This window comes from Bacillus sp. PK3-067, from assembly GCF_056738645.1.
On the sequence record NZ_CP096490.1, the window covers coordinates 596267 to 609609 of the forward strand.

Genomic DNA, 13343 nt, shown 5'->3' on the forward strand with positions numbered 1-13343 from the left:
GCGAGGAGGGAGAACGATGGCTGAAGCGTTAGTGAAAAAGAAACTGATGTTAGAAGGTTTAGATTGTGCGAATTGTGCAATGAAAATTGAAAAAGGTGTTGGGAATATAGAAGGAGTAAATTCTTGCTCTGTAAACTTTGCAACAAAGACAATGATTTTAGAAACGGCACAAAATAAAGAAAACGAAGTTGTTACGGAAGCAAAACAACTCGTTACAAAATTAGAACCGCATATTAAAGTGCAAGAAGAACAAAAAAATAAAATTGCTAAAGAAGTATTTATATTAGAAGGTTTAGATTGCGCGAACTGTGCAATGAAAATTGAAAATAAAGTGAAGGAAATGCCAGCTGTCTCAGAAGCAACTGTTGATTTCGTATCGAAGAAACTACGAGTAGAAGTTGCGAATAAAAGAGAACTAGAAGCGACTGTAGCAAATATAACAAATGTCGTTCAAAAGTTAGAGCCAGACGTGAAAGTTGTTCGTGAAGAGAAGAACGGTCATGACCACGGGCATAGTCATGATCATGGTGAAGCAAATGTGAAAAAGATGGTAGGGAGATTAGTGGTCGGCGGAATTTTGACAGCAATTGCTGCATTAGCGGGCTTACCACAAATGGTAACAATTCCGTTATTCGTCCTTGCTTATTTATTAATAGGTGGAGATATCGTTTGGAGAGCGGTAAGAAACATAACTCGTGGCCAAGTATTTGATGAAAACTTCTTAATGGCAATTGCAACTGTAGGAGCTTTTGCAATTCAACAATACTCAGAAGCTGTAGCAGTAATGCTATTTTATCAAGTAGGAGAACTATTCCAAAGCATTGCGGTAAACCGCTCTCGAAAATCAATTACTTCATTAATGGATATTCGTCCTGATTATGCGAATGTAAAGGTTGGAAATGAAACGAAACAAGTATCACCAGAAGATGTACAAATTGGCGATTATATTATCGTTAAGCCAGGTGAGAAAGTGCCGTTAGACGGAAAAGTAATTGAAGGAACATCAATGGTAGATACTTCAGCATTAACAGGTGAATCTGTACCACGTGAAGTTGAAGTTGGAAATGATGTATTAAGTGGCTTTGTGAACCAAAACGGTGTGTTGACAATTGAAGTTACAAAAGAATTCGGTGAATCAACTGTATCGAAAATTTTAGATTTAGTTCAAAATGCAAGCAGTAAAAAAGCACCAACGGAAAACTTTATTACGAAGTTTGCACGTTACTACACTCCAGTTGTAGTTATTACAGCGGCAATCATGGCGTTTATTCCACCACTTATTTTAGAAGGAGCTACATTCTCTGAGTGGATTTATAGAGCTTTAGTGTTCTTAGTAATCTCTTGTCCATGTGCGTTAGTTGTATCCATTCCTCTTGGATTCTTTGGAGGTATTGGTGGTGCATCTAAAAGTGGTGTGTTAGTAAAAGGTAGTAACTATTTAGAAGCTTTAAATGATGTGAAATATATTGTTTTTGACAAAACAGGAACATTAACAAAAGGTGTTTTCAAAGTTACAAAAATGGAACCGAGCGAAGGTACTACAAGTGAAGAGTTATTAGAGTATGCGGCATTTGCTGAAGTATATTCTAACCATCCAATTGCCCAATCTATTCGAAAGGCATATGGAAAATCAATTGATGAAAAAATAATCGATGATTATAACGAAATTTCTGGTCACGGTACAGTCGTAAAAGTACAAGGAAACGAAATTTTTGCAGGTAATGCAAAATTAATGAGAAAAGAAAATATTGAATTTAAGCAACCAGAAACAGTAGGTACATTAGTTCACGTTGCTGTAGATGGAAGATATGCAGGTTATATTGTTATCTCTGATGAGGTAAAAGAGGATTCGAAACAAGCGATTCAAAAGTTAAAAGAACTAGGTATTAAAAAGACAGTAATGTTAACTGGTGATGCAAAACCAGTTGGTGAAGCTGTTGGTAAAGAATTAGGCTTAGATGAAGTTCATGCGGAATTACTACCGCAACAAAAAGTAGAAGAGATTGAAAAAATTGATGCAGCGAAGCACGGAAAAGAAAAAATTGCCTTCGTTGGTGACGGTATTAACGATACACCAGTATTAGCCCGTGCAGACGTTGGTATTGCGATGGGTGGTTTAGGGTCAGATGCAGCAATTGAAGCGGCAGACATCGTTATTATGACTGATGAGCCTTCAAAAATTGCGACAGCTGTAAAAATTGCAAAACGCACAAGAAGTATAGTGTGGCAAAATATCATCTTTGCTCTAGGTGTAAAAGGGATCGTTTTATTACTTGGTGCCTTTGGTATTGCAACAATGTGGGAAGCTGTTTTCTCAGATGTTGGTGTGACACTACTTGCAGTGTTAAATGCAATGCGTGTATTACGAGTGAAAGATTTATAAAAAAGAGGACGCGAACCGCGTCCTCTTTTTTATTGGTGATTTTGTTGAAATTGACTCAATAAAATAATATCAAATATTATTTTACTTTAAAATAGTATAATATTAAAATTTACAAATAAGATACATTCGTCTTATTATTTTAATATATTTTTTACAAATATCCATATAGTATTGAAAAAACAGAGAAGGGGAAACTTCTCTGTTTACTTTTGTATGTTTTTTTCAACTTGTTCTCGAACTGTTTGAATGTAATTCATTTTATGATCCCAGCACTCTTGGCTTAAATCGACAGGGTATTCTTCAGGGTTTAAAGTTCGCATATATTCTTCCCAAAATAGAGAGAGGCTCTGTTCATTATATTTTTGAATATCTAATATACTTGGTAGTTCATATGTTCTTTCACCGTTAACGAAAATGTCTTTATGCAGTTCACGGGCTTCAAAGTTTGTTACGAATTTACTTATATATGTGTGAACTGGATGGAACATTTTTAAGCGCTCTTCTTTTCCTGGTTCTTCAGAATCTAACGCAATATAATCGCCTTCTGCATGATCGTTAACCCGATTGATAATACGATAAATTCGTTTCAGTCCTGGAGTGGTAATTTTTTCAGGGTTAGATGAAATTTTAATTGTATCATTTAATTTTCCGTCAGTATCTTCAATCGCAACGAGTTTGTAAACAGCCCCCAATGCAGGTTGCTCAAAGGACGTAATTAATTTCGTTCCAACGCCCCATACGTCAATTTTTGCTCCTTGAGATTTAAGGTGCATAATTGTGTATTCATCTAAATCGCTAGAAGCGATAATTTTTGTATTTGTAAACCCTGCTTCATCTAGTAGTTTTCGTGCCTTTTTCGATAAATAAGCCATATCACCACTATCAAGACGTATGCCATAGAAATCAATACGATCCCCAAATTCTTTTGCAACACGAATCGCATTTGGAACACCAGATTTCAATGTGTCATATGTATCAACGAGAAAGACGCACTTTTTATGAGTTTCAGCGTATTTTTTAAACGCGACGTATTCATCGCGATATGCTTGAACGAAAGAGTGAGCGTGTGTGCCAGCTACAGGAATCCCAAAGCGTTTCCCAGCACGAACGTTGCTTGTAGAGGAGAAACCACCAATAAAGGCAGCACGCGTCCCCCAAAGGGCAGCATCGAACTCATGGGCACGTCTTGTGCCGAACTCTAAAAGCTCATCATTACTTGCAGCATGTTTCATACGTGCTGCTTTTGTGGCAATTAATGTTTGGTAATTCACAATATTTAAGAGGGCAGTCTCAATAATTTGTGCTTCACCAAGTGGTGCATCAACACGTAATAAAGGCTCGTTATTAAATACAACTTCACCTTCTTGCATACTGCGAATCGTCCCAGTGAATTTCATATTTTGTAAATAATGAAGGAATTCTTCTTCGAATTGTAATTCTGCTAAGTAAGCGATATCGCTTTCAGTAAAACTGAAATTTTCTATGTACTCTACAATTTTCTCAAGGCCAGCAAAAACAGCGTAGCCGTTCTCAAATGGAAGCTTTCGAAAATATAAATCAAAAACAGAACGGCGATTATGAATACCATCTTTCCAATATGTATAAGCCATGTTGATTTGATATAGGTCTGTATGTAAGGCATAACTATCGTCTTTATAATGAGTCATCGCAAGAACACCTCCATAATTTGGTTATAGTATACCAATTTTTCACCATTCGTAGCAAAGAAGAGATATTGATGTGAAGTCAAGAGAGAAAAAAATGAAATTATGCATATTTTTTAGAAAATTTATATTTATCAATTTATATTTCTCCAAATTTTATGTATTATTAGAGTAATGGGGGTAATGAGAATGGAGGAGGACAATGCAACAAACATTAGAAAAAATAGGCAAACAAGTCTTTTATAAACGGCTCCAGCAAAAAATGACACAAGAAGAATTATGTCAGGGCATTTGTTCTGTCTCATACTTAAGTAAGATCGAAAATGGAAAGATCGAAGCATCAGAAGAAATTCTACAATTGCTCTGCACAAGACTAGAAATTGCTGTGACGGATTTGAGAGATGTAGAAGAAGATGTGAAGGGGAAGCTAGATGAATGGTTAAATGCACTAGTTCATTTAGACAAGCAACAAGTAGAACGTATATATGAAGAGTTGCAAGGTGAAATGAAGCATGTGTTGGATTTTGAAATTATAAATTATTATAAACTGCTGTATACACGTTATTTAATTATGAAAAGGGATATTTCTGCACTCGAAGAAGAATTAGATAAGTTGAAGAAGGTATATAAAAAATATTCTCCATTTCAGAAGTTGTTATATATGTATAGTAGAGGATTATTGTGCTGTTTACAGTATAGATGGAAGGATGGGCTAGATTACTTATTAAAAACAGAAGTAATGGCCAAAGAACAAGGGTATCATGAAACAGGCTTGTATTATAATATAGCGCTTGCATATACTCATTTAGATATTCATCATCTTGCAATTCATTTTGTAAATATGGCATTAGAAGGATTTCGTAGTGAATATAAGTTTAGAAATATAATTAATTGCCAAATCCTTATTGCGGTAAGTTATACAGAAAAAGGTCAGTATGAAGAAGCTTTAAAAATGTATGAGAGTATATTGAGAGAGGCCACATCTTTTGCTGATAAGGATGTACTATTAGCTATTACTTTAAGTAATATGGGAAGTATCTATTATAAAAAAGGTAAATATCAGCAAGCGAAAAAATATTATTTAGATAGTCTACAACTTCAAAAACAAATAGATTTAAACTATTTAGATACAATATACGAAATGGCATTAGTATGCATTAAATTAGAAGAATTGGAAGAGGCAAGGACATTAATTGATAAGGGAATTGATGCAGCAAAACAGGAAGAGAGATTTAATGCAAAATTATATTTGCTTTTAATGCTTAGATATAAATATTTTGAAGAAGCAAAAGATTATAAAGCATTTTTGGAAAATGAGGCTATCCCGTTGTATAAATCTGCAGGAAATAAAATAGAATTAAAGAAAGTATACGTTGAACTAGCAGAACATTTTTCCAGTTTATCGAGATTTGAAGAAAGTAATCGATATTATAGGTTAGTTATTGATTTAATGAATGATAATAAGGAGGAATAAACATGAAAAAGATGGTATTTGGAGTATTGGCGTTTATATTGACTCTTACAGTTGCTGGAGGAATACATCAATATAGCAGTAAACCTGATATTGTTGGTCAACAAGCTAAAACTGTTGAACAAGTTAATTTATAATCTCCACCCTTTCCAATCGGAAAGGGTTTTTTCAATATTTGTTCCTCAAAATTCTACAAAACTTGAGAAAATAATTATTTGAATTTTTAGTATATTAATAGTGGAAACATAATGCTAATATAAAACTACTCTTTTTCAAAAAAATTTTTTATTAGGGGGAAGGTTCATGAAAAAGAAAAGTTTAGCGTTAGTGTTAGCGACAGGAATGGCAGTTACAACATTTGGAGGGACAGGCTCTGCATTTGCGGATTCTAAAAATGTACTCTCTACGAAGAAGTACAATGAGACAGTACAGTCACCTGAGTTTATTTCTGGTGATCTAACTGGAGCGACTGGTAAGAAAGCGGAATCTGTTGTGTTTGATTACTTAAATGCAGCAAAAGGTGATTACAAGCTAGGGGAAAAGAGTGCGCAAGATTCTTTCAAAGTGAAACAAGTGAAGAAAGATGCTGTAACTGATTCAACAGTAGTACGTATGCAACAAGTTTACGAAGGAGTACCTGTATGGGGTTCTACTCAAGTAGCTCACGTAAGTAAAGACGGTTCTTTAAAAGTATTGTCTGGAACAGTTGCACCTGATTTAGACAAGAAAGAAAAGTTGAAAAATAAAAATAAGATTGAAGGCGCAAAAGCGATTGAAATCGCGCAGCAAGATTTAGGGGTAACACCGAAATATGAGGTAGAACCAAAAGCGGACTTATATGTATATCAAAATGGTGAAGAAACAACATATGCATACGTTGTAAATCTAAACTTCTTAGATCCAAGTCCAGGAAACTACTACTATTTCATTGAAGCAGACAGCGGTAAAGTATTAAATAAATATAATAAATTGGATCATGTAACAAATGAAGATAAATCACCAGTTAAGCAAGAGGCTCCTAAACAGGATGCGAAAGCAGTAGTAAAACCTGTAACAGGAACAAATAAAGTAGGAACTGGTAAAGGTGTATTAGGAGATACAAAATCACTTAATACAACGTTATCTGGTTCATCTTACTACTTGCAAGATAATACGCGCGGGGCAACAATTTTCACATATGATGCGAAAAATCGTACTACATTGCCAGGAACTTTATGGGTAGATGCAGATAATGTTTTCAATGCAGCGTATGATGCAGCAGCAGTAGATGCTCATTACTATGCAGGTAGAACATATGATTATTATAAAGCTACATTTAACAGAAACTCTATTAATGATGCAGGAGCTCCGTTAAAATCGACAGTTCATTACGGAAGTAAGTATAATAATGCATTCTGGAATGGCTCACAAATGGTATACGGAGATGGTGATGGTGTAACATTCACTTCATTATCTGGTGGAATTGATGTAATTGGTCACGAATTAACGCATGCTGTTACTGAAAATAGCTCGGACTTAATTTATCAAAATGAATCAGGAGCGCTAAATGAAGCAATTTCTGATATTTTTGGTACTTTAGTAGAATTCTATGATAACCGTAACCCGGATTGGGAGATTGGTGAAGATATTTATACGCCTGGTAAAGCAGGAGATGCGCTTCGCTCTATGAGTGATCCAGCGAAATACGGTGATCCAGACCATTATTCTAAGCGTTACACTGGTACTAGTGATAACGGTGGGGTTCATACAAACAGTGGTATCATTAACAAACAAGCTTATTTATTAGCAAATGGTGGTACGCATTCGGGTGTAACTGTAACGGGCATTGGTAAAGATAAGTTAGGTGCAATTTATTACCGTGCAAATACACAATATTTCACGCAATCTACTACATTTAGCCAAGCTCGTGCTGGTGCAGTACAAGCTGCAGCTGATTTATATGGTGCGACTTCTGCGGAAGTAGCAGCAGTTAAGCAATCATTTAGTGCTGTTGGTATTAACTAAGGATTTAAAGGATAGCTATTAATAAAATACCTCAAAAATAAAGAAGGAGCCTATGCTCCTTCTTTATTTTTTTCTCCATTTTTTCCACAAATAATATAATCCGATACAACCTGCAATTGTCACAATCCACTTTGCTTCATTTGTTCCGTTCATGACATGATAGGCAGAATATACTTCGATTAACAATGCCGGTATTTTCCCTATTGTGCTGGCAATACTGAAGGAGAGTAATGACATCTTACCTAGAGCCGCAAATAAAGTCACAATACTTGATGGGATGAAAGGTATCAAGCGAAACGATAGAACGAGTAGAAAGGCCTCTCTACCTTCTACATAAAGAAGACGCTCTACCTTTGGGTATTTATTTACTTTATCGTGAGTGAACTTTTGAAGGCCCATGCGGTAAATATAAAACGAGATAATAGCCCCTAATGCTTCGCCTGCGATCGAAATAACAGTACCATTTGTTACGCCAAAGAGCTGTATATTAATGGCGGTTAAAAAAATACTAGGGATAAAACCTAAAAGACTAATGATGATGTTAATTAAGATACTAAGTGGAATTGCGATTGAATAGTATTCTGTTAAGAAATTTTGAATCGTTTCAGCCATTGTTTAAAATCCTTTATCTTTTTTTGCATTACACCACATTTCGTTTGTATAGGCAAGGGTAAATTTACATAATGTAGAAAAACGTTGATAAGAAGGTGTCTTTATACCTTATATGGGTATTAGGTATATGAAAATAGGGGTATTTTAAAATATTTTTAAAAATACTATAAAAACCTTTGTATAAAAGAGTTTTATAGTTATGTTATCTGTGATTTCATCTGGGAAATAATCGAAAAATATAGGGGGTATATATTATAAAAGGCAAAAATAGAGGGTTGATGAAATTGCTGGTGTAAATATGGAAAAATAGATGAAAAAAATGAAAACTGATAGATTTTTTCGTTGTGAAATTGACTTTTAGTGAAGTTGCGATAATAATCATGGAAGAGGTGATATGATGAAACGAATAAGTAGTCTTTTCTTCAGTAGTTTATTGGCATTAATGCTGATCTTAAGCGGATGTGCAGGAAAAGAACAAAAAACAGAGAAACAGACAGGGAATCAAGCTACATCGGTAGAAAAAATTAGTGATAATATTTTAGATGAAATGGAAGGACCACCTAAAAATGGTCATACGATTGAAAGACATGTAGGCAAGTCAGAAGAGGATTTGAAGAATCGCTTGAAGACAGATAAAGTGTCAGCCGCAAGTACATACTATGATAAAGAAACAGCGACGAAAGCTGTAAAAGATAGCTTGAAGCAACATGACAAGGAAATTCAAGATTGGTTAAAAAATTCTAAAGAGGCTCGTCTCGTATTAAATACAACTCATTCATTTCCTGTTGGAAAAACGGTAATAAAGAAAAATATGAGTGTAAAAGACAAGTTAGTAAAAACTGTTACTGTTTTAGCAAGAGATAAGTCAGGAGAATTAGGGTTTAAGATTATTACTTCTTATCCATCTGATAAATAAGAAGGGGGAGTACATTATGTATACGACATTACAATACTTTCTTAAATCGTACTGTACGTTAAGTATTCATGAGGATGAAATAGTAAGCGTGATGGAAGAGTTTATTGAACAAGAAGACGAAGAAATTGTTTTGAAATTACGTGATGAATTAATAAATATGAAGAAAAAGAACGCGTGGGAAGAGGCGTGTGTATTAGCTGCGAAGCAAGGAAATCGTATGTGGTCTTTAGAAGAAACGAAAGACCATCTTGAAACTTTTTTACTATTACTGCAAAAGAAAAAGGCGTGATTAAATCACGCCTTTTTCTTTATGCTATTCGGTTGATATTATCTATTCTTTTGGAGCGCTTTTATATACGCTTTTTGAAATTTGTCCATTTGATATTACTTCCCCGTTTTGTGTTACTTTTTTATACGTAACCGCGGTGATTTTATCACTAGTTCTACTAATTACTTGAGAAGAAACTTCAACATTTTTACCAGTATTTGTACCGAAAATGCGTGTAGTAATACTACCTCCATTTGAAAATGCTTGAATATAAATATGATTGCCTGTATTATTTTTAAATTTTAAATCTGGACCATAATCTGCTACTGCTGCATCTTGTCCAAGTGGTAAATAATTTACTGGCATAGAATGATTGCTTCGAGAAACAATGCCTAAATCTGCCCTTAAAGCTGCACTGTATAATGTACTACTGACTTGGCAAACTCCTCCGCCTGCACTTTGTATTACTTTACCTTGTGAATATACTGCTGCAGATTTATAACCATGTGCAGCATCAGTTACGCCAACGCGACCGTTAAAACTAAATGTTTCATCAGGTGCGACAATAACCCCACTTAAAGTATTAGCTGACTTATTTACGTTAAATGATTGATTTCCGTTACGGCCAGCCATTGGAGTAGAATATTCAGCAATGACTTCTTTAATACCCATTTTCTGTATGTCTTCTGTAGAACGTTCTGGTTTTATGAATGTAACTGGTAATGTAACATCTGATTTACCAGTAGTAATAGCTTCATTTGTTAAACCGCTTAGTTTCCCTTTATCAATTTTTTCTCCGTTTTGGCTTTGACTAATATTTACTGTTGAGCCTTCAATACTTAATTCTGCGTTAACAGGATTTTTTAATGTTTCATTATATTTATCTTTTATAAAGGTTTCATAAGCTGTTGCATTTAATTGTGGTGTTAATTTATAGTCACGTTTTAATTCACCGTTTTCAGCTTGCTTACGCATTTTGTAACGATTCATTACGTTTCCTTCTTGTTCTTTGAAGATTTTGTCAATAATATCTTTCTCTTTATAATTTATCCCTAAATCTTTCCATGTGTAAGTTTGTTTATCGTTTTGGAATATGTAGGTAAGGGATTTTTGATCTAACTCAGTTACCTTTTGATTAATAATTGCTTGAATATCCTTCTTATTTTTTCCGTCGAGAGAAATACCTTCAAATGTAGTATTTGGTAATGCAGTAGTATCTAATTGATTATTTAATTTGGATACATATTGATATCCCCCAACACCGCCTACACAAAGTAATATGCCCCCAGCAATTGCAGAACCAATCAGTATTTTACTTAGCTTCATTTATTTCCCCCCAGAAATTTATGTATAAATATATGTATTACATTTTTTGTATAAAAATGATGAAAATAACATTATGTACGTACTAGTATACTATTATTTTCACTGTGTGTGTAATGTTTTCATAAAAAATGTTACACCGCTGTAATAATTGTCACTTCTTGTCACAATGTGTATGAAAAATATGTTGAAAAATATAATAAAAAGGCTGTCTAGAAAGATCTAGCAGCCTTTTTATTATAATTTTTTATGTTCATTTTTATTCGTAACACCGAGATGTTTTTGAAGGATAGTTGAAATAGTATCGACGCTTTTTTCATTTGGAACGTAATAATAAATACCACCTATATATTTATCTGTACCCTCTACTTGCATTTTTTCCATTTTTAAATTTGAATCCATTGAATTTTTTGTAATTGTCATCATATCATCAAAAGTTAAATTAGTTTTTAAATCTTTATCGACAGCGTCTAGTAGGCCACCGATTTTATTAATGGAATTAAGAGATAGTGCCTTTTCAGCAATGGCCTCTAATACAAGCTGTTGACGTTGACCACGCATATAATCACTATCGATATGACGAGTTCTAGCTAGTGCCAGTGCCTCTTCTCCATTTAAATGTTGACGTCCTTTTTTTAGATGAATGGCATCTGCTTCATCTTTACTATTTTGCTCTGTGAACTCAACTGGAACGTCTACAGTAATACCACCAAGAGAATCAACAATTTTAATAAAGGATTTAAAATTGAATTTTACATAGTAGTCAACTGGAACATCTAAAAAGTTCTCTACCGTATCAATTGTGCTGTCTACACCACCGAATACGTGCGCATGTGTGATTTTATCGTATTTATCACGTGATTTAATGTAGACGCGTGAGTCACGTGGAATGCTTACAAGTTTAACGGATTTATCGTTTTTATTAATTGTTGCAAGTAATAACGCATCTGTTCGAGTTGCTTTTCCATAACCTTTTTCCCTAATATCACTTTCATCAACACCCATAATTAGTACGGAAATATTGTCGGTCATAGGTTTAACAGCTTTTTCACGTTTACTGGACTTATCTCCTCGACCTAGTTCAGCATAAGCGTTATTTAAGACGGACTTTGCTTTACTGTATATATGGAAGGAGTAGCCTCCTGCTCCAAGTGCTACAATTAGTAATGGAATAAGAAGGAACCAAAGTAGGCGTTTTTTCTTTGAGCGTCCTTTTTTGGCTCGCGTATTGTTGTTCGTGTCGGATTTCATCATTTTTTCTCCTTTAAAACTATCAAAGTGTATACATTTAGAAGTGTATTCAAACACATAAAAAATATTTTACGCTAAATAAAAGCGATTGTACATGTATAAAAAATAGATGTCTTGATTATTTATAAGACACCTATTCGTTATTGTATACAAAAGATAGGGATAAGAAAATGATAAAATTTTACCTAATTACAACATAATGCTTACGATAATTGCAGATAAAATACTAACGAGAGTAGCTCCATATAGTAATTTAAGGCCAAACCTCGCAACAACGTTTCCTTGTTCTTCGTTTAGTCCTTTTACCGCACCTGAAATAATACCAATGGAAGAAAAATTGGCAAAAGATACAAGGAAAACAGAAATAATACCAACTGTACGGGGAGAAAGGCTATTAGAAATTTTACTAAGGTCCATCATTGCGACAAATTCATTCGTTACAAGCTTCGTTGCCATAATGCTGCCAGCCGCGACAATTTCAGAACTGGGTACACCGATAAGGAATGCGATAGGTGCAAATACATAGCCGATTAATTGTTGGAACGTAATACCGAATATAATGAGGAACAGGTCATTAATACAACTAATTAATGCGACGAATCCGATGAGCATAGCGCCGACAACAATGGCTACACGAAAACCATCAAGAATGTATTCTCCAAGCATTTCAAAAAAGCTTTGTTTTTCACCTTTGATTTCTAAAATATCTTCGTCATCTTTAACGTCGTAAGGGTTAATGATGAGTATGATAATAAAACCGCTAAATAAATTGAGAACGAGTGCAGTTACTACATATTTAGGTTCAATCATTGTCATATAGGCACCTACGATAGACATAGATACGGTTGACATAGCAGAGGCACAAAGTGTATAAAGACGGTGTTTTGGAATTTGAGCTAATTGTTTTTTCACTGTAATAAAAACTTCTGATTGGCCGACAATGGCAGAGGCGATAGCGTTGTAAGATTCTAATTTACCAAGACCATTTATTTTACTAAGAAAGTACCCGATCCAACGAATAAAAAATGGTAATATTTTGAAATGTTGTAATATACCAATTAAAACAGAAATAAAGACGATTGGTAATAATACAGTAAGGAAAAATGGCATTTCACCTTTATTTGCAAGACCACCAAATACGAAATTTATTCCATCAGCAGCATACTCGAGTAGCTTGGTAAACAAACTGGAAATGATTCTAATAAGTATGAGGCCGATTTCTGTATTTAATAGTAAATAGGTTAAAATTAACTGTATAATAAGCATGATAAAAATTGGTTTAAATTTAATATGCTTCTTATTATTGCTAGCAATATAAGCGAGCAAGAAAACAACAATTAGTCCGACGAAAAAAGTAATGAATTTCATGGTAAGCCCCCTAAAAGAGATATTCTGCTATATATGTTTTTCATTTCAAGGGAGAATATGCATCTTTGGTAAAGAAAGGAATA

General features: G+C 34.2%; 11 protein-coding genes. 6 read left to right on the top strand and 5 right to left on the bottom strand.

From position 1 onward, the window contains the following. Window positions 1-16 precede the first annotated feature (16 nt). A complete protein-coding gene (locus tag M1D73_RS03095; RefSeq protein ID WP_086401961.1) occupies window positions 17-2383 on the top strand; it encodes a heavy metal translocating P-type ATPase in 2367 nt (788 codons plus the stop codon). A 203-nt stretch (window positions 2384-2586) separates the two neighbouring features. On the opposite strand, the gene M1D73_RS03100 is transcribed toward M1D73_RS03095, so the two are convergent. Beyond that, on the bottom strand, window positions 2587-4050 hold the full coding sequence (locus M1D73_RS03100) for a nicotinate phosphoribosyltransferase (protein WP_000150184.1): 1464 nt from the start codon (window positions 4048-4050) through the stop codon (window positions 2587-2589). A 199-nt stretch (window positions 4051-4249) separates the two neighbouring features. On the opposite strand from M1D73_RS03100, the gene M1D73_RS03105 reads away from it, so the two are divergent. The 3 genes from M1D73_RS03105 (at window position 4250) to M1D73_RS03115 (ending at window position 7522) form a co-directional block, all read left to right on the top strand. After that, complete coding sequence (locus M1D73_RS03105) at window positions 4250-5521, top strand: tetratricopeptide repeat protein (RefSeq protein WP_001187961.1); 1272 nt, start codon at window positions 4250-4252, stop codon at window positions 5519-5521. 2 nt (window positions 5522-5523) lie between these two features. Further along, the gene (nprX, locus tag M1D73_RS03110; protein ID WP_000738910.1) at window positions 5524-5655 is read left to right on the top strand and encodes a quorum-signaling peptide NprX; all 132 of its coding nucleotides are present in this window, start codon (window positions 5524-5526) and stop codon (window positions 5653-5655) included. Between the two features lie 166 nt (window positions 5656-5821). After that, window positions 5822-7522, top strand: a complete 1701-nt coding sequence (locus M1D73_RS03115; RefSeq protein ID WP_000730383.1) for a M4 family metallopeptidase — start codon at window positions 5822-5824, stop codon at window positions 7520-7522. Between the two features lie 63 nt (window positions 7523-7585). Here the strand turns inward: M1D73_RS03115 and M1D73_RS03120 are convergent, their stop codons facing one another. Then, entirely contained in the window at window positions 7586-8134 is a 549-nt protein-coding gene (locus M1D73_RS03120; protein WP_000852222.1) for a TVP38/TMEM64 family protein, read from the bottom strand. Between the two features lie 397 nt (window positions 8135-8531). Here M1D73_RS03120 and M1D73_RS03125 point away from each other — a divergent pair, with 397 nt between their 5' ends. Both M1D73_RS03125 and M1D73_RS03130 read left to right on the top strand, forming a co-directional pair. After that, window positions 8532-9050 carry an RNase A-like domain-containing lipoprotein gene (locus M1D73_RS03125; protein WP_000822694.1) on the top strand — a complete coding sequence of 173 codons (519 nt, stop codon included), beginning with the start codon at window positions 8532-8534 and terminating at the stop codon, window positions 9048-9050. Between the two features lie 16 nt (window positions 9051-9066). Next, window positions 9067-9339: a hypothetical protein gene (locus tag M1D73_RS03130; protein WP_000288803.1), complete on the top strand. Its 273-nt coding sequence runs from the start codon at window positions 9067-9069 to the stop codon at window positions 9337-9339. Window positions 9340-9381: 42 nt separating this feature from the next. Here the strand turns inward: M1D73_RS03130 and M1D73_RS03135 are convergent, their stop codons facing one another. The 3 genes from M1D73_RS03135 to M1D73_RS03145 form a co-directional block, all read right to left on the bottom strand. Next, window positions 9382-10644 (bottom strand): VanW family protein, encoded by a 1263-nt coding sequence (locus M1D73_RS03135; protein ID WP_000777355.1) that lies wholly within the window; start codon window positions 10642-10644, stop codon window positions 9382-9384. A 234-nt stretch (window positions 10645-10878) separates the two neighbouring features. Beyond that, entirely contained in the window at window positions 10879-11895 is a 1017-nt protein-coding gene (locus tag M1D73_RS03140) for an LCP family protein (protein WP_033684262.1), read from the bottom strand. A 186-nt stretch (window positions 11896-12081) separates the two neighbouring features. Then, the gene (locus tag M1D73_RS03145; RefSeq protein ID WP_000668866.1) at window positions 12082-13260 is read right to left on the bottom strand and encodes a NupC/NupG family nucleoside CNT transporter; all 1179 of its coding nucleotides are present in this window, start codon (window positions 13258-13260) and stop codon (window positions 12082-12084) included. Window positions 13261-13343: the final 83 nt, after the last annotated feature.

Excerpts from the sequence above, each read along its gene's own strand:
- M1D73_RS03095 (WP_086401961.1), top strand. The coding sequence starts at position 17 with ATGGCTGAAGCGTTAGTGAAAAAGAAACTGATGTTAGAAGGTTTAGAT.
- M1D73_RS03120 (WP_000852222.1), bottom strand. The coding sequence starts at position 8,134 with ATGGCTGAAACGATTCAAAATTTCTTAACAGAATACTATTCAATCGCA.
- M1D73_RS03140 (WP_033684262.1), bottom strand. The coding sequence starts at position 11,895 with ATGATGAAATCCGACACGAACAACAATACGCGAGCCAAAAAAGGACGC.
- M1D73_RS03100 (WP_000150184.1), bottom strand. The coding sequence starts at position 4,050 with ATGACTCATTATAAAGACGATAGTTATGCCTTACATACAGACCTATAT.
- M1D73_RS03125 (WP_000822694.1), top strand. The coding sequence starts at position 8,532 with ATGAAACGAATAAGTAGTCTTTTCTTCAGTAGTTTATTGGCATTAATG.
- nprX (WP_000738910.1), top strand. The coding sequence starts at position 5,524 with ATGAAAAAGATGGTATTTGGAGTATTGGCGTTTATATTGACTCTTACA.
- M1D73_RS03145 (WP_000668866.1), bottom strand. The coding sequence starts at position 13,260 with ATGAAATTCATTACTTTTTTCGTCGGACTAATTGTTGTTTTCTTGCTC.
- M1D73_RS03130 (WP_000288803.1), top strand. The coding sequence starts at position 9,067 with ATGTATACGACATTACAATACTTTCTTAAATCGTACTGTACGTTAAGT.
- M1D73_RS03105 (WP_001187961.1), top strand. The coding sequence starts at position 4,250 with ATGCAACAAACATTAGAAAAAATAGGCAAACAAGTCTTTTATAAACGG.
- M1D73_RS03135 (WP_000777355.1), bottom strand. The coding sequence starts at position 10,644 with ATGAAGCTAAGTAAAATACTGATTGGTTCTGCAATTGCTGGGGGCATA.
- M1D73_RS03115 (WP_000730383.1), top strand. The coding sequence starts at position 5,822 with ATGAAAAAGAAAAGTTTAGCGTTAGTGTTAGCGACAGGAATGGCAGTT.